The 20,447-nt window shown below is 35.2% G+C and carries 21 protein-coding genes and 3 tRNA genes; 6 read left to right on the top strand and 18 right to left on the bottom strand.

Going from position 1 to position 20,447, the window contains the following annotated elements; translation table 11 throughout:
* Together RTX21_RS09610 and RTX21_RS09605 are read right to left on the bottom strand one after the other, a co-directional pair.
* A complete protein-coding gene (locus tag RTX21_RS09610; protein ID WP_312767179.1) occupies positions 1-1,668 on the bottom strand; it encodes a hypothetical protein in 1,668 nt (555 codons plus the stop codon).
* A gap of 47 nt (positions 1,669-1,715) precedes the next feature.
* Positions 1,716-1,880 carry a hypothetical protein gene (locus RTX21_RS09605; protein ID WP_312767176.1) on the bottom strand — a complete coding sequence of 55 codons (165 nt, stop codon included), beginning with the start codon at positions 1,878-1,880 and terminating at the stop codon, positions 1,716-1,718.
* A 380-nt stretch (positions 1,881-2,260) separates the two neighbouring features.
* Here RTX21_RS09605 and RTX21_RS09600 point away from each other — a divergent pair, with 380 nt between their 5' ends.
* Positions 2,261-3,208 (top strand): hypothetical protein, encoded by a 948-nt coding sequence (locus tag RTX21_RS09600; RefSeq protein WP_312767174.1) that lies wholly within the window; start codon positions 2,261-2,263, stop codon positions 3,206-3,208.
* A 10-nt stretch (positions 3,209-3,218) separates the two neighbouring features.
* Here the strand turns inward: RTX21_RS09600 and RTX21_RS09595 are convergent, their stop codons facing one another.
* From RTX21_RS09595 to RTX21_RS09575, 5 genes are all read right to left on the bottom strand, one after another.
* Positions 3,219-4,103 carry a DMT family transporter gene (locus RTX21_RS09595; protein WP_312767171.1) on the bottom strand — a complete coding sequence of 295 codons (885 nt, stop codon included), beginning with the start codon at positions 4,101-4,103 and terminating at the stop codon, positions 3,219-3,221.
* The gene (gene aat / locus RTX21_RS09590; protein ID WP_312767168.1) at positions 4,100-4,747 is read right to left on the bottom strand and encodes a leucyl/phenylalanyl-tRNA--protein transferase; all 648 of its coding nucleotides are present in this window, start codon (positions 4,745-4,747) and stop codon (positions 4,100-4,102) included. The genes RTX21_RS09595 and aat overlap by 4 nt, the downstream gene beginning before the upstream one ends.
* 161 nt (positions 4,748-4,908) lie before the next feature.
* The gene (gene hutF, locus RTX21_RS09585) at positions 4,909-6,273 is read right to left on the bottom strand and encodes a formimidoylglutamate deiminase (protein ID WP_312767166.1); all 1,365 of its coding nucleotides are present in this window, start codon (positions 6,271-6,273) and stop codon (positions 4,909-4,911) included.
* A 263-nt stretch (positions 6,274-6,536) separates the two neighbouring features.
* A complete protein-coding gene (locus RTX21_RS09580; protein ID WP_312767164.1) occupies positions 6,537-7,340 on the bottom strand; it encodes an N-formylglutamate amidohydrolase in 804 nt (267 codons plus the stop codon).
* Between the two features lie 86 nt (positions 7,341-7,426).
* Complete coding sequence (locus tag RTX21_RS09575) at positions 7,427-7,810, bottom strand: DUF3127 domain-containing protein (RefSeq protein WP_312767162.1); 384 nt, start codon at positions 7,808-7,810, stop codon at positions 7,427-7,429.
* A 166-nt stretch (positions 7,811-7,976) separates the two neighbouring features.
* Between RTX21_RS09575 and RTX21_RS09570 the strand changes: the two genes are divergently transcribed.
* From RTX21_RS09570 to RTX21_RS09560, 3 genes are all read left to right on the top strand, one after another.
* Positions 7,977-8,058: transfer RNA gene (locus tag RTX21_RS09570), tRNA-Leu, on the top strand.
* 42 nt (positions 8,059-8,100) lie between these two features.
* A tRNA-Gly gene (locus tag RTX21_RS09565) sits at positions 8,101-8,173 on the top strand.
* Positions 8,174-8,186: 13 nt separating this feature from the next.
* Positions 8,187-8,270: transfer RNA gene (locus RTX21_RS09560), tRNA-Leu, on the top strand.
* Between the two features lie 112 nt (positions 8,271-8,382).
* Here RTX21_RS09560 and RTX21_RS09555 read toward each other — a convergent pair.
* From RTX21_RS09555 to RTX21_RS09515, 9 genes are all read right to left on the bottom strand, one after another.
* A complete protein-coding gene (locus RTX21_RS09555) occupies positions 8,383-8,820 on the bottom strand; it encodes a hypothetical protein (protein WP_312767161.1) in 438 nt (145 codons plus the stop codon).
* A gap of 11 nt (positions 8,821-8,831) precedes the next feature.
* Positions 8,832-9,383 (bottom strand): sigma-70 family RNA polymerase sigma factor, encoded by a 552-nt coding sequence (locus RTX21_RS09550; protein WP_312767160.1) that lies wholly within the window; start codon positions 9,381-9,383, stop codon positions 8,832-8,834.
* Between the two features lie 241 nt (positions 9,384-9,624).
* Positions 9,625-10,200: an acyltransferase gene (locus RTX21_RS09545; protein WP_312767159.1), complete on the bottom strand. Its 576-nt coding sequence runs from the start codon at positions 10,198-10,200 to the stop codon at positions 9,625-9,627.
* A 10-nt stretch (positions 10,201-10,210) separates the two neighbouring features.
* On the bottom strand, positions 10,211-10,933 hold the full coding sequence (locus tag RTX21_RS09540; protein ID WP_312767158.1) for an SDR family oxidoreductase: 723 nt from the start codon (positions 10,931-10,933) through the stop codon (positions 10,211-10,213).
* 66 nt (positions 10,934-10,999) lie between these two features.
* Positions 11,000-12,214 carry a fatty acid--CoA ligase family protein gene (locus RTX21_RS09535; RefSeq protein WP_312767157.1) on the bottom strand — a complete coding sequence of 405 codons (1,215 nt, stop codon included), beginning with the start codon at positions 12,212-12,214 and terminating at the stop codon, positions 11,000-11,002.
* Entirely contained in the window at positions 12,214-12,435 is a 222-nt protein-coding gene (locus RTX21_RS09530; protein WP_312767155.1) for an acyl carrier protein, read from the bottom strand. The genes RTX21_RS09535 and RTX21_RS09530 overlap by 1 nt, the downstream gene beginning before the upstream one ends.
* Positions 12,436-12,521: 86 nt before the next feature.
* On the bottom strand, positions 12,522-13,208 hold the full coding sequence (locus RTX21_RS09525; RefSeq protein WP_312767153.1) for a LytTR family DNA-binding domain-containing protein: 687 nt from the start codon (positions 13,206-13,208) through the stop codon (positions 12,522-12,524).
* The gene (locus RTX21_RS09520; protein WP_312767152.1) at positions 13,201-14,211 is read right to left on the bottom strand and encodes a sensor histidine kinase; all 1,011 of its coding nucleotides are present in this window, start codon (positions 14,209-14,211) and stop codon (positions 13,201-13,203) included. The genes RTX21_RS09525 and RTX21_RS09520 overlap by 8 nt, the downstream gene beginning before the upstream one ends.
* Complete coding sequence (locus RTX21_RS09515; protein WP_312767151.1) at positions 14,208-14,555, bottom strand: hypothetical protein; 348 nt, start codon at positions 14,553-14,555, stop codon at positions 14,208-14,210. Before RTX21_RS09515 ends, RTX21_RS09520 begins: the two co-directional genes overlap by 4 nt.
* A gap of 171 nt (positions 14,556-14,726) precedes the next feature.
* On the opposite strand from RTX21_RS09515, the gene RTX21_RS09510 reads away from it, so the two are divergent.
* Both RTX21_RS09510 and RTX21_RS09505 read left to right on the top strand, forming a co-directional pair.
* Complete coding sequence (locus RTX21_RS09510) at positions 14,727-16,829, top strand: outer membrane beta-barrel family protein (protein ID WP_312767150.1); 2,103 nt, start codon at positions 14,727-14,729, stop codon at positions 16,827-16,829.
* A gap of 80 nt (positions 16,830-16,909) precedes the next feature.
* Entirely contained in the window at positions 16,910-19,057 is a 2,148-nt protein-coding gene (locus tag RTX21_RS09505) for an outer membrane beta-barrel protein (RefSeq protein ID WP_312767148.1), read from the top strand.
* A gap of 36 nt (positions 19,058-19,093) precedes the next feature.
* Here RTX21_RS09505 and RTX21_RS09500 read toward each other — a convergent pair whose 3' ends face one another.
* Together RTX21_RS09500 and RTX21_RS09495 are read right to left on the bottom strand one after the other, a co-directional pair.
* The gene (locus RTX21_RS09500) at positions 19,094-19,771 is read right to left on the bottom strand and encodes an RluA family pseudouridine synthase (protein WP_312767146.1); all 678 of its coding nucleotides are present in this window, start codon (positions 19,769-19,771) and stop codon (positions 19,094-19,096) included.
* Positions 19,772-19,922: 151 nt separating this feature from the next.
* Positions 19,923-20,444 (bottom strand): hypothetical protein, encoded by a 522-nt coding sequence (locus RTX21_RS09495; protein ID WP_312767144.1) that lies wholly within the window; start codon positions 20,442-20,444, stop codon positions 19,923-19,925.
* Between the last annotated feature and the right edge of the window lie 3 nt (positions 20,445-20,447).

The following is a 20,447-nucleotide window of genomic DNA, read 5'->3' as shown; positions in this document are numbered from 1 at the left end:
TTAGACTGGAAATGAAATATTGATTTTCAATAGATTATTGGTTTCTGTGTCAAAAATAATTGTTCCGTTGATGGAATTAATACGGTTTTCCATATTTTGAAGACCATTTTTTGGAGAAAGTTGTTTTATTCCGATTCCGTTGTCTGTATATGAGATGTTTATGTTTGAATTTTCTCTGGAAAATTTAATAGAAACGATGTTAGCTCGACTATGCTTTTTCATATTCGTCATTAATTCTTGAAGAACTAAGTAAACTTCTGTTTTCTGAAGCAAACTTGTGTTTTGCCAGATTTCATCATCATTTCCAGTGATGATTACTTTTGCAATGTCGGGTGAAGAGTAGGAGCTTAGCATATTGGAAAGCTGGACACGATAATTTTGTTTCTCATTCACATCTAGATTTTCATAAGAGATGTCCCGAGACGTTTCGTAGACATTTTCTAATGCAAAAAGAATAGAATTTTTATCCAGATGCAATGTGTTTTCTACGAAAGATATGATTTGATAGATTCTGTTAGCAACACGGTCGTGAACTTTTTTAGAGTATTTTAATTCCGTATTTTTTACTTCTAAAAGTTTTTCTTGTTCCTTTTCGGATCTTATATTTTTCTTTCTTCTTTCATTCCAAAAGTATCCGAAGATTAAAATCAACGTTAAACACATTAGGCCAGAACCTAAATAGATTATATTAATTTTATTCTCTGCATCTTTAAGTTTTAAACTCTGATTTTCTGCATCCTTCTTCTCACTGTCATATTTAATGTATGCAAATTGTGTTCTATAATCGTTCCTGCTAATTTGGATACTGTCAGAAAGGATTTTAAATTCTGAGAAATATTTTTTAGCATTATTGGCATTATCTACTAAAATGATTCTTTCAATCGCTTCCAGTCTGTCTTCTGGACTTTTATTTTTATTTGCAATCTCAAGCATTTTTTTTGCATAATAAAGCGACTTCTGTAAATCATGATTTTTATTGATTTCAGACAAATGAGCGTAGCTAGAGTTCAGTCCCCAGAAATCAGAATTTTGTAATTTAAGTTGGGCAATTCTTTCTATGCTTTTTTGAGCGGGATAATTTTTATCTTTTAACCATTTTACATATTCAATATTATCTTTTATCCTGTTTTTTAATTTTACGTCAGAAAGATTGGTTATCTCAAGCTGCTGCAAAAGTTTAAGTGCATCAGAATAATCACCAGACTTGAATAATGCAACCGATTTATTATTTAAAATACTCGTTTTTGATTCTTCAGAAGGGATGTTTGCTAACAGGGCTTTATCATACCATTTAATGGCTTGTAAATATTCTTTCTGATCTAATTTCAAATTCGCCATAGTATCATAAACCGAAAAAAGACTTTCGTCGTCATCCTTCATAATTTTTAATGCTTCAACCAATGTTGATTCTGCTCCAAAAATATCACCTCTGCCTTGTTGCGCTATTGCCTGGCAAATCAGGCTTTTAGAAATATTTGAATAATCATTATACTTTTTATAATAACTAATTGCTGACTGAAATTTTTTATAAGCCTCGAGATCATTTTTTTGAAGCAGTAAAATACCTTCCTGGTATAATTTGTCTCCATTAATAGCATCAAGGTTATTTTTGATTTTTTCTTCACAAGAAACCAACAAAAGAAAAAAGAAAAATAAATATTTTATCATTTTACTAAAATAAAAAAACCATTCTAAAAAGAATGGTCTTTGTTTTATTATTTTTTTGGAGGTAGCGTTGGCCCGGTTTCTCCTCCCGTATCACCCGGATTTGGTTGTACAACAGTTGGTGTTGTCCCACCATCATTTCCGCAGTTGGACGTATTATTATTTGAGTTAGGATTTGAAATTAGTCCCAATAGTATTAAAAGAAATTGTAACATGATTTTAAAAATTTAAAAATTGACATTCGTGTTCTTCCCTGCGACACCGGTCGCAAGTATGTTTACACAGTTTTGAAAAAAGAAGCGCTTCTTAAATTTTTGGGAAGTGACCTTCAAAAACGGAAGAGAAATTTCTGCTTCCCAAGTCAGAGATCTTCCTCCGTCTTATCAGGTTGTTTTTTGAGATCAGTTTTGTAACTTTGTTTTTGTAATGTTTTGTTTATCACTGATTTCTGAGGCAAAGATGTGGAAGAAATGAAAGTGAGTGTTAGACAATCTCCGGACACAAATGGACAGGCGATAAAAAAGATTGTGTTACGGATTTCCGTAATTGAGTGTGTTTGAAAATCACCTATTTTGTATAAGGTTAAATAGAATATATGTCCAAAAAAAAACTATTAATTCATGAAGTCTTTAAACAAGGAAAAAAGGAGTCGGGGAAGGATAAGAAAAATGGAATTGCCCTTTATCTATGGGCTTATTTTGAAGAGCATTTGAAGTTTAAAATCTCTGACAAAACACTTGTTAGATATTATGATGCTTTTTTTAGGGATGGGAAAGATGTCAATATTGATACGCCAGTTCTCAATAAGTTGAGTGAATATTTGGGATTTAAGAATTTTGATGACTTTTGTAAGACAGAAACTTTCACAAAAACGAATGAAGATTCAAGTTTTACGAGTGTGAAAGTAAGTATAGATGAACCCGAAAAATCTTTAACAGAGAAACTATCTCAGATTGTTGTTAATATTACAACAACACCTGTTTTTAAGCTTCCGGAATTTCTTACAAAACAAAGCGGAATGGGAATTTTGGGAGTGTTGCTGATTGGAGGAATATTTGTCGGGAAGCAATTCGTTACTGGCGAAGAAAAAATTCCGGAAGCTTCAAAATCTAAAAAAGTAGTTGGAATAATGGATTACTCTTCCCTAAAAAATGATTCGACAGTTTATTATGAGGCTGATATTGAGAAGGAAAAAATCCCTGCGACTCAAATAATCAGAGTCGTAGAGAATGCAATACAAAAACCTATGGAAAGGTTAGAGCATTATATGTATTGGAATGGAGAACGATTTGTAGCAACAGCCGAAGCCGATCTTGGAGGACAGTTTGAAGTGTTTCCAATGAATGAACCCCAATTCAAATATTTCAGGAAAATCACTTGCCCAGACACGATTACTATCAAGTCATTAAAAAAAGTCTGGTATTCTAAAAAAGACAATTTGGTGGAATTTTTTACAGCAGATGGAAAAAATCCTGAAAATGATAAAGAACTGCATCCTTTAACAGCTCATATTTTGAATAAATATATTCTTTCTAAAAACTAGACGAAGAAACTCATTTTAAAGCTTTCGGCTTACTCCTCAAAAATATCAAACCAGCCAAGATGATCAAAGCTCCAATAGATTGCTGAGTTGTCAGTTTCTCCCCATCCAATATTCCCCAGATAATAGCAACAATCGGCATCAGCAGAGTAACTGTTGATGCAAATAATGGTGTAGAGATACTTAGTAATTTATAATTCATCATCATGGCCAATCCGGTTCCGAAAATGGATAATATTGCCACAAAACCCAATCCCTCAAACGTACTTTGATTCAAACTAAAATCTTTGAAAAAACCTGAGAAAACTAAAGCAATCAATGAGGGTAAAAACAAGACGAATGAAAAAACATAAGCCGACATCAAAATTGCCGGAACTTCATACAATTTGGATTTGATAGTTGTTGTACATATCGCATAGAGTAGAACTGCAAGAATTAATAATAGAATCGGATAGATTTTAATCTCACCACTTTCTCCGCTTCCGAGAGCTAATATACAAGCACCAATAAAACTTATCAGAACACCTATCAGTTGTCTTTTATTTGTTGAAAATTTCCAAACTAAAGAACCAACGATAATCACAAAAATCGGCATCATAGAATTGATGATTCCCGCAATGCTGCTGCTGATTTCAGTCTCTGCCATTGGAAAGAGGAACATCGGGATGAAACTTCCTGTCATCGCTGCAACAATCAGCCATTTCAAATGTTTTCTTGGGAATAATTTGATTTTGGAAATCGCATAAGGCATCAAGACGATTCCGGAAATCAGGACACGTAATGCACCGACTTCATACGGATTGAAGTGTTCCAGAGATTTTTTTATCAGTATAAATGATGAACCCCAAATGACAGACAACGCTATCAGAAGAACCCATTTTTGTTTTTCAGTATTCAAGATTTTTGTTGTTTTAATAGTTTTAAATAATCGATTTTCGGAATCATCTTCGCACCAAGACTTTCCAGATGCTCAGAATAGATTTGGCAGTCAATCAACTCCCAATTGTTTTGATATTTGGTTGTGAAATGGATAAATCCCGCTTTCGAAGCATTGGAAACTTTGGAGAACATACTTTCACCGCAAAAGACATTTCCGACTTGGATTCCATAAAATCCTCCAACCAATTCTCCGTTCTGCCAAACCTCAAAACTTTTTGCTTTCCCGAATTGATGAAGTTTCACAAAAGAATCGATGAGTTTCTCATTGATCCAGGTCCCGTCTTGTCCTTTTCGTTCAGCTATTTTGCAGTTTCTCATCACATCTTCGAAACATTCATTTTCCGTGAATTCAAAAATATTATCTCTCAAAATTTTCTTCATTGATTTTGAGATTTTAAGTTCAGTCGGAAAGAGGACAAATCTCGGGTCCGGACACCACCAAAGAATTTCTTCACCTTCATTATACCAAGGAAATAATCCCAATTGATAAGCAAACCAAAGTCTTTCCGGATTCAAATCACCACCAATCGCCATCAGCCCATCTTTTGGGTCATAAAGTTCTGTGTCGGGAAAAGAAATGTCATCAGGGTCTAACCAAATCATTTTTAGGAATGAATTTTATTTGAATACAATTTTTTCAAAATTTTGCTGAGTGAAACGCCTTTGCGAATCTTAAAATAAGAGTAATTAATGATAAAAAACTTTGCGAACCTTGCGTTAAAATATTATTATCTGCTAATTTAGCACAATCTGCAAGAAAATATCTATCTGATTTTAATATCATTAATAGACTTGACAAAACTTTGTCTAGCATCTTCATAATTCTCGTGCTTCCCATTTTTCACCACCCATTTTCCGGCAACAATAGTTCCCAAAAGATGTGAGGGATCAGACGAATAAACAATTGTATTGCAAAGATTTTTGAGAGAAGAAGTCTCAATCAAAGGTGCTTTCGCATCAATAACAACCGCATCAAAACTTGGCCCGATTTTGAAGAAATTTTCATTCTCAAGTCCCATTGATTTTCGTCCGGATTTCCATGCTGTTTTCAACGCATTGAATCCGCTGTCTCCAAGATTTGGTTTGAAAAAAGTATCACGTCTGTGTGTATTGATTCTTTGGCTATAATCTAACAAACGTAAATCTTCCAAAGGATTGACACAGATTTGGCTGTCTGTTCCAATTGACCAGTTACCACCAAAATTCTGATAGTCTTTGAATCGGAATTTTCCGTCGCCCAAATTTCCTTCTGTTGATGGACAAAGAACGATGTTTGCACCAGACTTTGCAATGCCTTCAACCTCGTTATCTTCAAGATGAGTACAATGAATCAAATTGAAATTCTCATTCACATCACAATTTTCCAAAAGCCATTCTGCAGGTCTTTTTCCGTAGAAGTCAATGCAATCTTTGATTTCTTTCAATTGTTCTGCAATATGGATATGAAACGGATAATCTTTGGAAAGCAGCGAAGATTCGATCAGATCTTCTTTCTGAACCGCCCTCAAAGAATGCGAACCAACCGCCAGATTCGCTTTGTCATAAAACTGAATCGATTTTTTGGAAGCTTCCAGCAATTGATAATATTCGTCAACTGTTTTCGAGATAAAACGTCTCTGCAAATCATAAGGTTCCGTTCCGAAATTCCCTTTCTGATAAAACATTGGAATTAAAGTAATTCTAATTCCAGCTCTTTTCGCCGCAGCAACCAATCTTTCTCCTAATTCCGAAAGGTTTTGATAAGGTTTTCCATCTTTATCGTGATGCACATAATGGAACTCTGCAACCGATGTATAACCGTTTCTCAGCATTTCTGCATACAACATCGCAGCAACATCTTCCATTTGTTCGGGCGATAATGAAAGTGCAATTCTGTACATTGCATCGCGCCAGCTCCAGAAATCATCCGGAACTTCCGACCCTTCAAAATACTCCGCTAATCCGCACATCGCATACTGAAACGCATGCGAATGTGCATTCTGAAATCCGGGTAAAACATATCCGTCAACATATTCGCCTTCGGGTTTTTCCACGGTTTTCAGGTCAGAGATATTTCCGGATTCGTCCAGCTTTACAAAAGCATTTTCTATCCATCCGTTTTCGGTCAGTAATCCTTTGAATGTATACATTTTATAGTTGATTGTGTTTGGTTTTTAGTTGTCAGGCTGATATTCTCGAAGCCTTTTATGTTTTTGCGTCGACCACTGCGTTAGGTTTGGGCAGCTTATCCGCCTGTAATCTATCCTGAGCTTAGCCTGTAGTGAGCTTGTCAAACTATCGAAGAACTCCCAATTTGTCACTCTGAGGCTCTCGACGAGTCCGCTCAAGTCGTGCTGCGAGCGATTCTCTGTTCCAAAATAGAATCTGCAAAATCTGCCCAATCAGCGAGAATTTATATTTTATTTATAGTTCCAATAAGATTTACCAGCGTTTCCTTCAAAACCTTCTGAATTCGTTCTCCATTTCCATTATCATAAATCGTTTCCGAAGAATCCATATAATTGGTCTTGCACATTTCCAATTGCAAAGCGTGGATATTCTCACTTGGTTTTCCGAAATTTCTGGTAATGAATCCACCCTTGAAAGGGTAGTTGTGAGAAAATTCGTAACCCTTATTTTTTAAAGAATTAATAGCTGTTTTAATCAGTTCCGGATGAGCAGAAGTTTCATCATTATCACCAAGAATCAAATCAGGAAAATCCTCCGAACGAATCCCTTGAACAGATTTTCTTATAGAATGAGCATCAAACAACAACACTTTCCCGAATTCATTTTTAGTTTCAATTAAAAGTTCATCCAGTTTTTCCTGGTAAGGTTTGTGAAATAATTCAACTCTTCTGGAAACTTCTTCTTCGTTTGGAACATAATCATCATTATAGATTTTATTTCCATTGAAATCTGTTATTGTTACAACGTCCGTAATGACTCTTCCGTCATTATAAAGCGGTTGGTTTTTAGGATTTCTATTGAGGTCAACAACCCATCTGCTGTAATTCGCTACAATAATTGTAATTCCAAGTTCTGTTGCAAAACCATAAAGCTTATCGATAAACCAATCAGTATCATCCAATTGGTTTGAAACTTCAGAGTTCATTTTAGATTTTATATCTTCCGGAATAAAGGTTCCGGCATGCGGAACACTTATGATAACGGGGACTTTCGCAACTGTGGGCTCAATGATTTTAAAGATTTCCATGATCATTTATAATGACCCCGAATTTATAAAAAAATCCCTGCACAAATGAATGTACAGGGAAGTTTATTTTGATTAAATTATCTAAATTAGAAAGGTAAATCGTCATCTTCATCTTCTGCGAAAACATTCTTGTTTTCAGTTGCAGGAGATTGACCTTGATTTGGGGATGCTTCAGTTGGCTCATTGAAGTCAGAAGAACCGTCTTTTTCCATTCTCCAAGCTGTAATAGAATTGAAATATTTTACTTCACCCTGTGGACTTGTCCATTCTCTCCCTCTGATATTGATATGGACTTTCACCTTGTCGCCAACTTTATATGTATTGAGAAGGTCAACTTTTTCCGATAAAAATTCAATATTAATAGGTTGTGGGTATTGCTCCTCTGTCAAAAGGACCAGTTCTTTCTTTTGAAATCCGCTGCTAAAAGTTTGTAAATCAGAAATTTTCTTTATCGTTCCTGTTAATTCCATATCTCGAAAATGTTTTAAGTCTGTAAAGGTAATAAAAAGTATTGATGTTATTCAAAATCATACAGCCAAAAAACTTCAAAAAAAGATTGAATTTATTTTGGAGGAAATATAAAAGTGTTATATATTTGCACTCACCAAAACAAAAGAAAAGGAGTTCTTAGAAAATGCGGATGTGGTGTAATTGGTAGCCACGCCAGACTTAGGATCTGGTGCCGTGAGGCGTGGGGGTTCGAGTCCCTTCATCCGCACTATAATTAAAAAATTTCTAAGAAATTAGGAATTTTTTTTATGCGAAAATAGCTCAGTTGGTAGAGCACAACCTTGCCAAGGTTGGGGTCGCGGGTTCGAGTCCCGTTTTTCGCTCAAGTTCTACTTTGCCCTGGTGGTGGAATTGGTAGACACGCAGGACTTAAAATCCTGTATCCGCAAGGATGTACGGGTTCAAGTCCCGTCTGGGGTACTTAAAAAGCTTTCTAAATTTTAGAAAGCTTTTTTTATTTTTAAACGGAGAAGAAATTACGGACAATTAATTCATGTTAATAATTCTATCAAAATCTTTTTTTTATGTCGGATTAAATTTTGTTTTCTTCCGGCTCAGGTCTACAGAATTTGGATTCAAATTTCTGCTTCCACATTTCTTTGAACTTGTCTTTGTCCTCTTCTGTTCCAAAAAATTTAGATTCCAGTTTCTGTTTCCACATCTCTTTGAATTCCTCACGCTCTTCTTCGGTTCCGCAAAATCTCGATTCAAACTTGTGTTTCCAGTTCGCTCTCATATCATCTCGTCCTTCAAAATGATTTCTTTTTCCGAATTTCTTCCCGTTAAAGCCTCCAAATAAGATTTTGGATAACAGCAAAATTCCGAATGCCTGCCAATAATTAATTGCTTTCACTCCCAAAATATCTGGTAAAAGTGTATTCCAGAGCCATTGGAAAAACCAAATGAACAATCCCATTGCAGCAATCACACAAGGGAAGATCAGCCAAAATTTCTTTTTATTACGTTTCATTCTTTATTATATTAATCGTTCAAATCGTTGTAAAGTGTCTGCAATTTTTTTCGCAGATGTTTTACAGCATAAGATTTTCTACTGATTATTGTTTTTATGTTTTCGCCCTCTTCATCTGCGATTTCCTGCAGTGTTTTATCTTCGAGCTCATTTTGGATATAGACACGCCTTTGTTTTTCCGGTAACTCATCCAAAGCTTTCATCAACTCGTTCCAGAACATTTCTTTGAAAACGCCTATTTCGGGATTATTGCTATCATCTGCCAAAAGGATATCCTTCACATTCAGCTCACCATCTTCGTCCTGATAGACAAAATCTTCCAGTGATTCAGTTTTCTTTTTCCGGTAACTATCGATGATCTTGTTTCTGGTGACCGAATATAACCAGGCTCCGACATTCTCCAGCTCATCCAGGTTGGTCAATCTACTGGTCTGAAACCAGACTTCCTGCAAAATGTCTTCCGCATCTTCTGTCTTTGCAACTTTAGAATTGATAAAGCGCAAGAGTTGAGAGCCGTAATTTTTCACGACTTCCGTAATCGATGCAGATTTTTTTTCGGCCATTTGCTGTAAAGATAGCGACTCCATATGAATATGACGCCACAGATTTTTTTTTACCTTAAAAAGTTTTTAATTTTTTTCATAGTATTTTTTTAAACGGTGGATCTCTCGCAGCACGATTTGAGGGAGCTCTTTTTCTGACATTGCGATTGTAAAAACTTCTATAGATTGCTTCACTTCGTTCGCAATGACACAAAAAGCGGGAACAGAAGGCGGATCAAGCTTCACTAATGAAGGATAGAAATTACATCAACGGTAACCTCATCAATTCGTGCTTTCCGAAGATGATCGAATTGGCAGGTACGTTCCTGGAAATGACGCAGTTGGCCCCAATGATACAATTATCACCAATTGTTACACCCTTGAGAATGGTAACATTGCTGTAGATCTTGACATTTTTGCCAATAATGATCGGTGCTGTATTGAATTTGTCTTTATGCCAGATATATTCCGGTTTCGTTTCAAAAGCATGGTCGTGGTCATAGAACTTGCATCCTTCTGCAACACAAGTGTTGTCTCCAAGCGCAATTTTATCAAGGCAATTGATGGAAATATAATGACTGAGATCCACATTATTTCCAAAAATAAGTGTACCCCCCTTTCTGATTCTGATTGCATTATGGTCTCTCCAAATGACATTTTTCCCAATTTCGAATTTGGCGTTATCATCCAATTCAAAAGTAGTCGCCTTACCAATCTTCAAGTCAGAATGAAGCTTGACCCCGGAATGAGAATTGAGAATGCTGAAAGAATAAAGCTTTTCAATTTTTACAATTGTTTTTGGTATGATGTTAAGCGCTTTATAAATTAGATTGATCATGGTTTTAATTTTATAACGTTCCAGAATCTACACAGATTTCTTGCCCGGTAATCGAATTTGATTTTTCTCCTGCCAAAAACAAAACTGTTTCTGCAACGGATCTCATGTCTGTTGCTTTTTTCAAAGCAGTTCTTTTGAAGATCCTGTTTTTGTGTTCCTGGGTCAATTTTGCATTCATCGCAGTTTCCATATAACCCGGAACGATGATGTTGGAACGGATACCACGCTCGCCCCATTCTCTGGAGATATTTTTGGAAAAAGACTGTAAGGCACCTTTGGAAGATGCGTACATGGAGAGTCCTTTGTAGCCTGTATGGGCACTGATGGAAGAAATATGAATAATGCTTCCGGGAATTCGGTTATAGATCATATTTCGGATCGCATATTTTGTCAAAAACATTGGCGAATAGAGATTGACATCAAACATTTTTCTCAAATCATCGATATGAAGATTGGTCACAATATCATCGTAAGCGACTGCCGCATTGTTTATCAGAACGTGAATCGGAATATGGTTGTTCACAAAATCTTTGAAAACAGATTGTTTGATATCTTCCGGATTCGACAGGTCAAAAGCTTTGAAGAAAAGATTATTGGGATATTGTTTCTCCAAAACTTTCAACTCTTCCGATTCTGTTCTGCTGATCCCGTAAACCGTATGTCCATTTTCCAGGAATAATTTGCTGATTTCCAAGCCAACACCTCTAGAGACACCTGTGATCAAAACATTCATATTTAGATTATATTTTTTTAATGTCATATGTTACCGCTTTCATTAGTTACAGTTAAAGTTTTGATTTCATACTATTTTCTTTTTTCCGGTCCTGGTTAATTCTATTTTATCGACGAAACTTATTTTGCGTGGTATTTTGAAATTCTGGATCTTCCCATTCAGGAAAAATCTTATATCTTCTTCTTTCAATTCAGAACCCGGATGCAATTCGATCTCACAACAGATGATATTCCCTAAGACAGCATTTGGTTTTCCGTAAACTCTTACATTCCGGATTTTGGAATGCTGTATCAGTTCATCTTCAACTTCATAAGGATTTACTTTATAACCACCAACGTTGATCAATTCATTTTTTCTTGATGTAAAACGGAATTTTCTTTGTTTGTCATCTATCCATTCGATCAGATCTCCTGTTGGATAAAAGTCATCAACCATATTCAACTGGGTTGTTTTTCCAAAAAGATCTTTGTGAATGTATAATTCGTCATCCACAACTTTTATAAGACCAATATGCTTCTCCTGAACAAAAAACTCATCATCCTGAGACGAGAACAAAGGTCCGGTTTCCGTTGAGCCATATACATTGTTGATCCTTGCATTCGGAAACGCCTTTTGTATTTCTGATATCAAAAAAGGATCTGACTTTTCGCCGCCAACTGTGATTTTATTTACCGAGTCAAATGACTTTTTCAATGGTAATAACAATCGGTAAAAAGTGGGTGTTGATGAGAGATTCGTTATTTTATATTCATCGATAGCATTGGTCACAAAATCTTTCGGAGCCAGAAAGACATTCACCAAAAGATTCTGATTCAAAATAGCTTGAAAAAAGACCTGAACGCCGGCAACATGAGTCGGATTGAACGCAAATCCCCAAATGTCATTCTTTCTTTCGCTGGAAATATTGATTTTTCTGATAAGATTTTTCAGAGGATGTGTGAATTTTCTCGTAAATCCTGTAGTTCCGGAAGTGAAAAGTGTAATTTCAGAATTGGAATGACTGATAAAATTGGACAATTCCTCAACTGAATTAACCTTAATCGGATTCTCAATTCTAATTAATTGATTGACTTGTAGATTGTTTGACAGGATCTCTTTTTCGGAGATGTCAGAATCCATAAGGGCAATATTCCTTTGATTGACTAATGCAAAGATCCAGTTTAGAAAAAATGATCTCAAATCAGGGTAGATATAACAATCGGCATAGGAGTTTCCGGAATTAATATGTTGCAGGATTTCTTCGTATGAAAGCGAAGAATTGTGGTCTATCAGAAAAAACATCAGAGTTTTGAGTAGATTTCGTTAACCGAATTTATCAGCCCGTCCTCAAATATATCTACTCCAAATTCTTCTTCAATTTTTACGGTAAGTTCGGCCAGATCAAAAGAGTCAAAATTGAGGTCTTCTCTGAGTTTTTGTTCAGGAGTGATCTCTGAAAGAGATTCCTCAAATTTATTTTTTTTGATAGAATTGATAATTGCTAACAGTTTTTCTTGCATCATTCTGTGTGTTTGATGCAAATTTAGCATTATTCTTAGTAAAAAGGCAAGAGAATATACAGAATTTAGAATATGCTAGAGATAAATTATTATTTTTTGATTTTCAAGAAGAATTCGGATTTGTAAGTTTCTCCAATTGGGATTTCTTTTCCAGAATCGAGAATGACATTTTTAACATCGATTTTCTCAATCTTCTCAAGATTGAGAATAAAAGATTTGTGAACTCTTGCGAAATTTTCCGGCAATTGGTTTTCCAGAGATTTCAAAGTATCAAGGACAATATATTCTTGGTTTTCGGTTTTGATATTGACGTAATCTTTGATACTTTCTATGAAAAGAATGTCATTGAAATTGACTTTATATTGCTTCCCCGAAGACTTGACAAAGAAATAAGAATCCTGAGAATCTTGATTGATGGCAAAACGTTCCTGCGCTTTCAAGGCACTTTTTTCAAAACGCCCAAAAGAAATCGGCTTCAAAAGATAATCGACAACATTATGTTCGTAACCTTCCAAAGCATATTCTGCGTAAGCTGTTGTGAGAATATATTTCAGCTTGTTGCCTAAGATTTTCATGAAATTGATTCCAGTCAGTTCTGGCATCTGAATGTCCAGAAAAATCAGATCAGCTTCATTTTTCTGAATATATTCTAAAGCTTCAATTGGATTTTCCGTGGAAAAAACCAAATCCAGAAACGGCATTTTCTCTACATAACTTCCTAACAAAGAAACTGCAAGCGGCTCGTCATCTACAACAATACATTTAATTTTATCCATTTCTCAAATCAATCTTCAAATCTACGGCAAAATCGGTTTCGGTTTCAATAATATCGAGTTCGTGTTGGTTTGGATAAAGGATTTCCAGTCTTTTTTTAACATTGCCGATTCCAATTCCGGAAAGCGAATCTTTTGATTTTTGTTTCTTGAAATTATGAAGATAAAAATTTAACCTTTGATTATCATCAGAAATTTTCAAGGTAAATCCTTTTCCTGAGAAATCTCCGTGCTTGAAGGCATTTTCTACAAACGGAACCAGCAACATCGGAGAAATATTCAGATTCGGGAAGTTGATTTTTTTATTGATCATTAATAATTCGGGATTTTTGATTCTGAGTTTTTCTAATTCTATCAGACTTTCCAAATATCCAACTTCCTTTTCCAAAGAAATGAAATCTCTTTCAAGATCTTTTGTGCTATATCTCAATAATTGGCTCAGTTCTTCAATCGCTGGTAATGCTTTTTCTGATTTTTGATAGACCAAAGAATAAATATTATTAAGTGTATTAAAAATAAAATGTGGATTGATCTGAGTTTTCAAAGCCTGAAGTTCAGAATTCTTTTTTTCTTCTATCAATTGTCTTTTCTCAATTTCGGCATCGGACATCAACTTGAACAAGCAAAAAACCGTGCTTATAAAAATCGTTGTACTGCTGTAATAGATATTATCATAAAAATAAAAACTCAAAGACGTTTTCTCATTGTAATTCCTGATCCCCAAAAAATAAGGCGATAAAATCTCTTCCACACAATAGCGAATCAATACAAAACAAAAAACACTTAAAAGAAAAGCGAGCAGTGTTTTGGAGAGATTTTGAATATTGAAGAACTTCGGGATTACAAAAAAATAGTTGACGTAAAAACATATAAAGCTTGTAATAGCAAAGGTTATTTTAAAATAATCGGCTTCTGTTCCGAATACTAAATAAGGAAATATAAAAGTTCCGAGAATGTAAATACACCAATAAAATATATGAAGAAATAAAAGCTGTTGTTTTTTCATCGTAGTTGTTTGTGATTAATTAGAATCGGTTTATTAGACGAATAATGCAAATGAATTGAAAGCGGATTCTTAGTTGGATTCTCCAATATCAAACCGCTCTTTTTTGGCAAGCTGTAAGAAAACGATGATCTCGCCAAAATCTGCTTCTGCATTTTCAGTTGGGAAACCAACAATAGATTTTCATCCGATAGGTTTTTGATTTCTAAAACTGCCGGTGCTTTTGTTTTACCAACAACGATGCTGTCTCCTGGTGCAATTGTCATTGTTTTCCAAACGTCTACTCTGTGTTTTCCAATACAGGAATACATTAGCAACGATACCATTATGATTACTAAATTTTTCATACTTCAAAAATAGAAAGTACACATCAATTATTCTTGTCAAATTCTATGAACCCCGATTTTTTATCGATGAAAATATTTTGGTCGGATTAAAATTGGGTCAAATCTAAATGCTATTTTATAAAAATTAGTTTGAAAATACTTTTGTCTCAAGAAATTAAACTATTAGAAATTATGAAATTAAGTTACTTATTCATCGCAAGCATTCTATCAATAGCAACTTTTGCCCAAACTCAAAAAGACAGCTTAAAAGAAATTGAGCAAGTTAATATTTTGGTAAAGAAAAAATTACTGGAAAGAAAAGCCGACCGATTGATCTTCAATGTCGATGCATCCATCGCTTCGCAAGGAATGGACGCTGGTGAAACTTTGGCAAATGTTCCAATGTTGAAAGTAGGTGAGAATATGGGGACAATTTCTATCACTGGAAAAAGTAGTGTGAATGTAATGATCAATGGAAAAATGCTGAATCTTTCCGGAACTGCACTTTTGAATTATCTGAAATCCATCCGTTCGGAAAATATTTCAAAAATAGAAGTCATTACAACGCCTCCTTCAAAGTATGAAGCACAGGGAAACAGCGGACTCATCAATATCATTCTAAAGAAAAATCCGAATCTTGGTTTCAGCGGCAATATCAGCACTGGTTTGACACAGAGAACCTATTTCAACGGAACAACCAACGGAACTTTCAATTATCAAACCGAAAAGCTTAGTTTAAGCTTGAAAACCAGCTACATTGATGGTGCAAAACGCTCTAATGAAAGATATATTATACTTGGAAAATCTCAAAATTACAGTGAGTCTACAAGAAAAGATATGTGGCAGGATTTAACACCAAGCATTAATGCATCTTATAAAATCAATAAAAACTCCGAAGCTGGAGTGGAGTATATTTTCGGACACGAAAAATCAGGAATGGATATCTTTAACACAACGAGAAACATCAGTTCTGATTTGACAGAAAAAAACTTGTTAACCAATACTTTTCACAGAGAAAAATCGCCAACGCATACTTTGAGTGCTTATTATGATTTGAAGTTGGATTCGCTTGGAAAGAAATTGAGTTTTGCAGGTAATTTTTATAAAAATAATAATGATACAGAAGTTAATTTTTCCACTTTGACTCTTCCTGAAAATACCGGTCAAGATGTGAAAACGTTGTCGAAAATCACACCTCAGATTTTCTCCGTTCAAGGCGATTTAGAATTGCCATTTAAATTTGGAACGATTGAAACAGGTGTTAAGTTCAATCAATTCAGAAACTCTGCAGATTTGAAATACCTAGATTTTGAAAACAACCAATATATCATTGATAATGAAAAAAGTAGCACTTTCAATTATCGCGAGGAGAATTATGCTGTTTACGGAAGTTTTGCGAAAAATTTCGGAGAACATTGGGAAACAAAAGCAGGAATCCGATATGAAAATACCATTGTAAAAAGTTCTGTGAATAATTTTTCTTACGGGCAATGGTTTCCTTCGGCTTATGTTTCTTATAAAGAGGATAAAAATGTTTTCAGCTTCTCCTTTTCCAGAAGAATCAACAGACCTAGTATGAGCAATCTGAATCCATTCCGATGGTATGAAAACCCATATTCTTATTCATCAGGAAATCCTTTGTTAAAGCCTTCTTACATTAACAATTATGAATTAGGTTATACGTATAATAACAAGCTTTCGGCGAGCGTTTATTATCTTCGATTGACTAATGCTTTTGGACAAATCGGTTACTTGGATGGTATTTCTCAAAATGGAGATTATCAGAACTACTATAATAATAATTTTTATGGAGCTAATGTTTCTTACACGGATACTTTCTTCAAATTCTGGGAAGCCACTATTTCTGCAAACGCATCTTATCAAAACTCAGAAGTTTTCAATATCAGTGCGGAAACATCCAAAGGAACTTCGGTAAGTTATTCTATCAACAACACATTTATTTTAAATAAATCAAAAACGGTTTCTCTGTTCCTAAACTACGACCAAAGTTTACCTTACAAAAATGTGAATTCTTATTTCCATAATTTTTCCAATCTGAATTCGGGAATCAAGTTTTCTCTAATGGAAAAACAACTTCAAATCAATGCAACGGTGACGAATATCTTTGCTCAGAGATTTCGTGGAGATATGTATTTCAGTGATAACAGCCAATATTTCAATAATTATTGGGATGGAAGAAGTTTCCGTTTGAGCGTGAATTACACATTTGGCAACAAGAAAAAACAAATCCAGAAAAAGAATATCAACTTCGAGGAAGTTAACCGGGCGAATTAGGCCAATCAGAATGAGAGGATTTTTTACAAAAGATGTAACAAATCCTCCTTTCGGTTGTCTAATAAGGTACAAACTAAACTATGAAAGTAAAATCTATTCTTCCAATCTCGGCTCTATTTCTAAGTCAAATCTACTTTGCCCAGGAAACTGAAAAAAAGGAAACAGACAACAAGGAAAAAGAAATAGAAGCGGTAACGATTACTAAAACTAAAAAAGCCGTCGAACAAAAAGCGGACAGAACTATCTATGATTTTTCCGAACAACCACATCTTAACTCCGGAAATACATTAGAAGGTTTGCAAAAAATCCCTGGGTTGGTAGTTTCCGAGATGGCGGGAATGATTTATCAGGGAAAATCGCTGGACGTTTATATGGACGGCCGTCCGCTGAATATCTATAGCTCGCAGCTTACCGCATATTTGGAAGGGCTTCCAGCCAACAGCATCGAGAGAATTGAAATCATTACACAGCCTGGCGCAGAATTTCCGGCGACTTCCGGTGGTGCTATCATCAACATTATTACCAGCAGAACCGCCAAGTCCTATTTGTCTGCAACCTACGCTGGTGGTTATCGTTTCAGCAATTATGACCATTACAGAAGTAAGTTCAATAATAGTTTAACGCTCAACTCAAAAAATAAATGGTTTGGATGGCAGCTGAATGTCGGACAAAATTATAACGAAAGCGAAACAAAATCCACGATTGACGAAATCTCACGACTTTACAATGATAACGTCAACAGAAATCAATATTTGAGAAGTGCGTTCACATTTGATATCGGACAAGACCGATTGCTTTTGAATTATAATCTTTCGCTAGGTTCTTCTGACCGTTACGTGGACAAGTATTCTCTATTCAACGGAACCGAATCTACCGGCCGAGATATCATTGACCAAAGCAATACACGAAATGAGTTGACAGCGACGTATCAGAAAAAATTTGACGATAAAAACAAAAAACTGGAGTTCAAAGGTTCTTACACCAATTTCGGCAATGATTTTGATCAAACCGGAAGAAATATCTTGCCAACACCTTCTACGAGCGATAAGGTTTTAAACAATGGCTCCAATCAAAATGTTTACAATTTCAGAGTAGATTATGCTCAGCCAATCAAGGTTTTAGATGAAGGAAAATTGAGTTTAGGCGCCTTCTATGACCAATTGGAATTTTCAGCGGATAATTTTGGCGTAGAAAACTTGGATTACAAGAGTAAAACGACGGCTTTTTATTCCGAAGCGAGTGCAACCAAAGGCAAAATGGATTTTGTTTTGGGACTTCGTGGAGAGTATTATAACATCAATGGAACGAGTCTCAATTTTGATAATGGAAATTATGACAACCTGAGATCGTTTGAAAAATTCAAAGTGTTCCCCAATGCGAGTATTCAGTACAACATTATTCCAAAAATCGCTTTCTTTAATATTAATTATAACAAGAAAATCACCTTACCGAACGTTGCCAATCTGAATCCGAACAACACAAGATATGGAAATGAAAATATCGATTTCTCAGGAAATCCAAATCTTCAACCAACGATTTTCGATAATTTCGAAATAAAATTAAGTGCTTTGAATTATGCATTCATTGGTTATAACTTCACAAATGCTAAAAATCAAGTGGTTCAGATTGTTGAGAGAAGAGGCGATTTGATTATCCAAACAAGCGACAATCTTGACCGTTTGAAAACGCATAATTTCAATATCGGATTCCCAATTCCTTTGGCCATTTTCAACACACCGTTCAAAGACATTATGAAAATGGATATGAATCCTGACCAAGTGAGTTTTATTTTCCTCTATGGTTCTTATCAGTTGCAGCAAATGGATCAGATTATCAATCCGAAAGGTTACTGGACATATAATGTTTCCGGACAGTTTATTTTGCCATACAAAGTTAAGTTCAATGCCAATTATACGTATCTTACCAAAGGAAATGAGTTCTTTTATTATCCAAACAAATCATTCTATAATACATTGAATTTATCGCTGTCAAGGAAATTCAATAAAGACAGAATGACGTTAACGCTGTTTGCAAATGATATTTTCAACACCAACGAAACGAATCTGAGAACAACTAACGCACTTCCAAATGTGTACATCAGAAATAAAAATGATACGAGAAACTTTGGACTTTCTTTCAATTATAAAATCCCGACGAAAAATAAGTTGGCGAAAGAATCTCCAAACCTGCTTAATCAGGAGAAAAAAGAAGAAACCTCTACTTTGTAGATTAAAACCGAAAGAAAATTTTTCTTTCGGTTTTTTTTATTCTTCGCAAGCTCTCCAAATCGCGTCATTTTGCGGAACTGGCGCTACGATTTCAATATTTTCTTTTGTGACGGGATGAATGAAATTCAGTTTTCTAGCATGAAGTGATATTCCTCCGTCGGAATTGGAACGTGGCGAACCATATTTCAAATCTCCTTTGACTGGTACCCTGATCTTCGAAAGCTGTGCACGAATCTGATGATGTCTTCCTGTTTCCAGATCGATTTCCAACAAAAGATAATTGTCCAAAGTTTTGACCAGATTGTAGGTCAATATAGATTCTTTGGCTCCGTCAGTTGCTTTTGGATAGACGATCGCTTTGTTATTTTTTTCATTTTTCTTGAGATAATGAACCAATCTCTGTGAACTCGGAATCATCTCTTTGCCAACAATTGCCCAATACGTTTTTTTTATCTCGCGATTTTTTACCATTTGAGTCAGTCGGGAAAGCGCTTTGGAAGTTTTCGCATAAATGACCAATCCGGAAGTTGGCCTATCGATCCTATGAACCAGACCGAGAAAGACATTACCTGGTTTGTCATCTCTTTTTTTGATGAACTCCTTGATCAGTTCCAACAATGATAGGTCACCGGTTTTATCACCCTGAACCAGTTGCCCGGCTTTTTTGTTGATGACCATCATATGGTTGTCTTCGTAAACGATTTGAGATTGCATCGGTAATTTTTTCACAAAACTATGGAAATATTAAATAAGAGATTTATTTTATCATACATCGAAATAAATAATAGCTATGCCATTAGATATTAGAACAAAAAAAGGACGGAACATATTCGTCCCGTCCAAATTTCATTGTTTTTTATTGATCTTAAGGTTTCCAAAAACTCCAGTTGGTACCGTTATAAACGGCCAATTGTCTTTTAGTGGTATCGTAAACGACCATGCCTGGGCTTGGATTGATGATGTTAAGGTGTGGACTTGCCACTTTTGGTAATATCATTGCCTTGTCCGCATCTGATAGTACTAGTATACCAGGAGTTGTATCGGTAGCACTATTGGAACCGATAGTTGTTTTAGCAACTGTTTGCTCTGTCTTATCGGAACCTTGTATAGAAAGATCTGCTACACCTGCAGTATCCACGCTGAGGTCGAACCAAGAGTTAGTATCTTTCAGATATTCTACTTTATGAGTTGTTGCATTATATAGAATAGTACCATTCTCGGTAATTGCACTTTTGTCCGTAACGTATGGCAATATCATCCCTTTAGCTTGGGTGTCACCAAATTCTAAAGATACGGAAGCGTTGGTCACATTATTTTTCCCAATGGCTACCTGAGACCTTACGCCAATAATTCCTAATAGGAATATGATTGCTGTTATCTTTTTCATTGT

Origin of the sequence: Epilithonimonas sp., from assembly GCF_032054305.1 — a bacterium.
Lineage (GTDB): Bacteria > Bacteroidota > Bacteroidia > Flavobacteriales > Weeksellaceae > Epilithonimonas.
This window is presented reverse-complemented; position numbering and strand designations above follow the sequence as displayed.

Coding starts and splice junctions, on each gene's coding strand:
- RTX21_RS09610 (WP_312767179.1), bottom strand. CDS start 1,668: ATGATAAAATATTTATTTTTCTTTTTTCTTTTGTTGGTTTCTTGTGAA.
- RTX21_RS09605 (WP_312767176.1), bottom strand. CDS start 1,880: ATGTTACAATTTCTTTTAATACTATTGGGACTAATTTCAAATCCTAAC.
- RTX21_RS09600 (WP_312767174.1), top strand. CDS start 2,261: ATGTCCAAAAAAAAACTATTAATTCATGAAGTCTTTAAACAAGGAAAA.
- aat (WP_312767168.1), bottom strand. CDS start 4,747: ATGATTTGGTTAGACCCTGATGACATTTCTTTTCCCGACACAGAACTT.
- hutF (WP_312767166.1), bottom strand. CDS start 6,273: ATGTATACATTCAAAGGATTACTGACCGAAAACGGATGGATAGAAAAT.
- RTX21_RS09580 (WP_312767164.1), bottom strand. CDS start 7,340: ATGGAAATCTTTAAAATCATTGAGCCCACAGTTGCGAAAGTCCCCGTT.
- RTX21_RS09575 (WP_312767162.1), bottom strand. CDS start 7,810: ATGGAATTAACAGGAACGATAAAGAAAATTTCTGATTTACAAACTTTT.
- RTX21_RS09555 (WP_312767161.1), bottom strand. CDS start 8,820: ATGAAACGTAATAAAAAGAAATTTTGGCTGATCTTCCCTTGTGTGATT.
- RTX21_RS09550 (WP_312767160.1), bottom strand. CDS start 9,383: ATGGCCGAAAAAAAATCTGCATCGATTACGGAAGTCGTGAAAAATTAC.
- RTX21_RS09545 (WP_312767159.1), bottom strand. CDS start 10,200: ATGATCAATCTAATTTATAAAGCGCTTAACATCATACCAAAAACAATT.
- RTX21_RS09540 (WP_312767158.1), bottom strand. CDS start 10,933: ATGAATGTTTTGATCACAGGTGTCTCTAGAGGTGTTGGCTTGGAAATC.
- RTX21_RS09535 (WP_312767157.1), bottom strand. CDS start 12,214: ATGTTTTTTCTGATAGACCACAATTCTTCGCTTTCATACGAAGAAATC.
- RTX21_RS09530 (WP_312767155.1), bottom strand. CDS start 12,435: ATGATGCAAGAAAAACTGTTAGCAATTATCAATTCTATCAAAAAAAAT.
- RTX21_RS09525 (WP_312767153.1), bottom strand. CDS start 13,208: ATGGATAAAATTAAATGTATTGTTGTAGATGACGAGCCGCTTGCAGTT.
- RTX21_RS09520 (WP_312767152.1), bottom strand. CDS start 14,211: ATGAAAAAACAACAGCTTTTATTTCTTCATATATTTTATTGGTGTATT.
- RTX21_RS09515 (WP_312767151.1), bottom strand. CDS start 14,555: ATGAAAAATTTAGTAATCATAATGGTATCGTTGCTAATGTATTCCTGT.
- RTX21_RS09510 (WP_312767150.1), top strand. CDS start 14,727: ATGAAATTAAGTTACTTATTCATCGCAAGCATTCTATCAATAGCAACT.
- RTX21_RS09505 (WP_312767148.1), top strand. CDS start 16,910: ATGAAAGTAAAATCTATTCTTCCAATCTCGGCTCTATTTCTAAGTCAA.
- RTX21_RS09500 (WP_312767146.1), bottom strand. CDS start 19,771: ATGCAATCTCAAATCGTTTACGAAGACAACCATATGATGGTCATCAAC.
- RTX21_RS09495 (WP_312767144.1), bottom strand. CDS start 20,444: ATGAAAAAGATAACAGCAATCATATTCCTATTAGGAATTATTGGCGTA.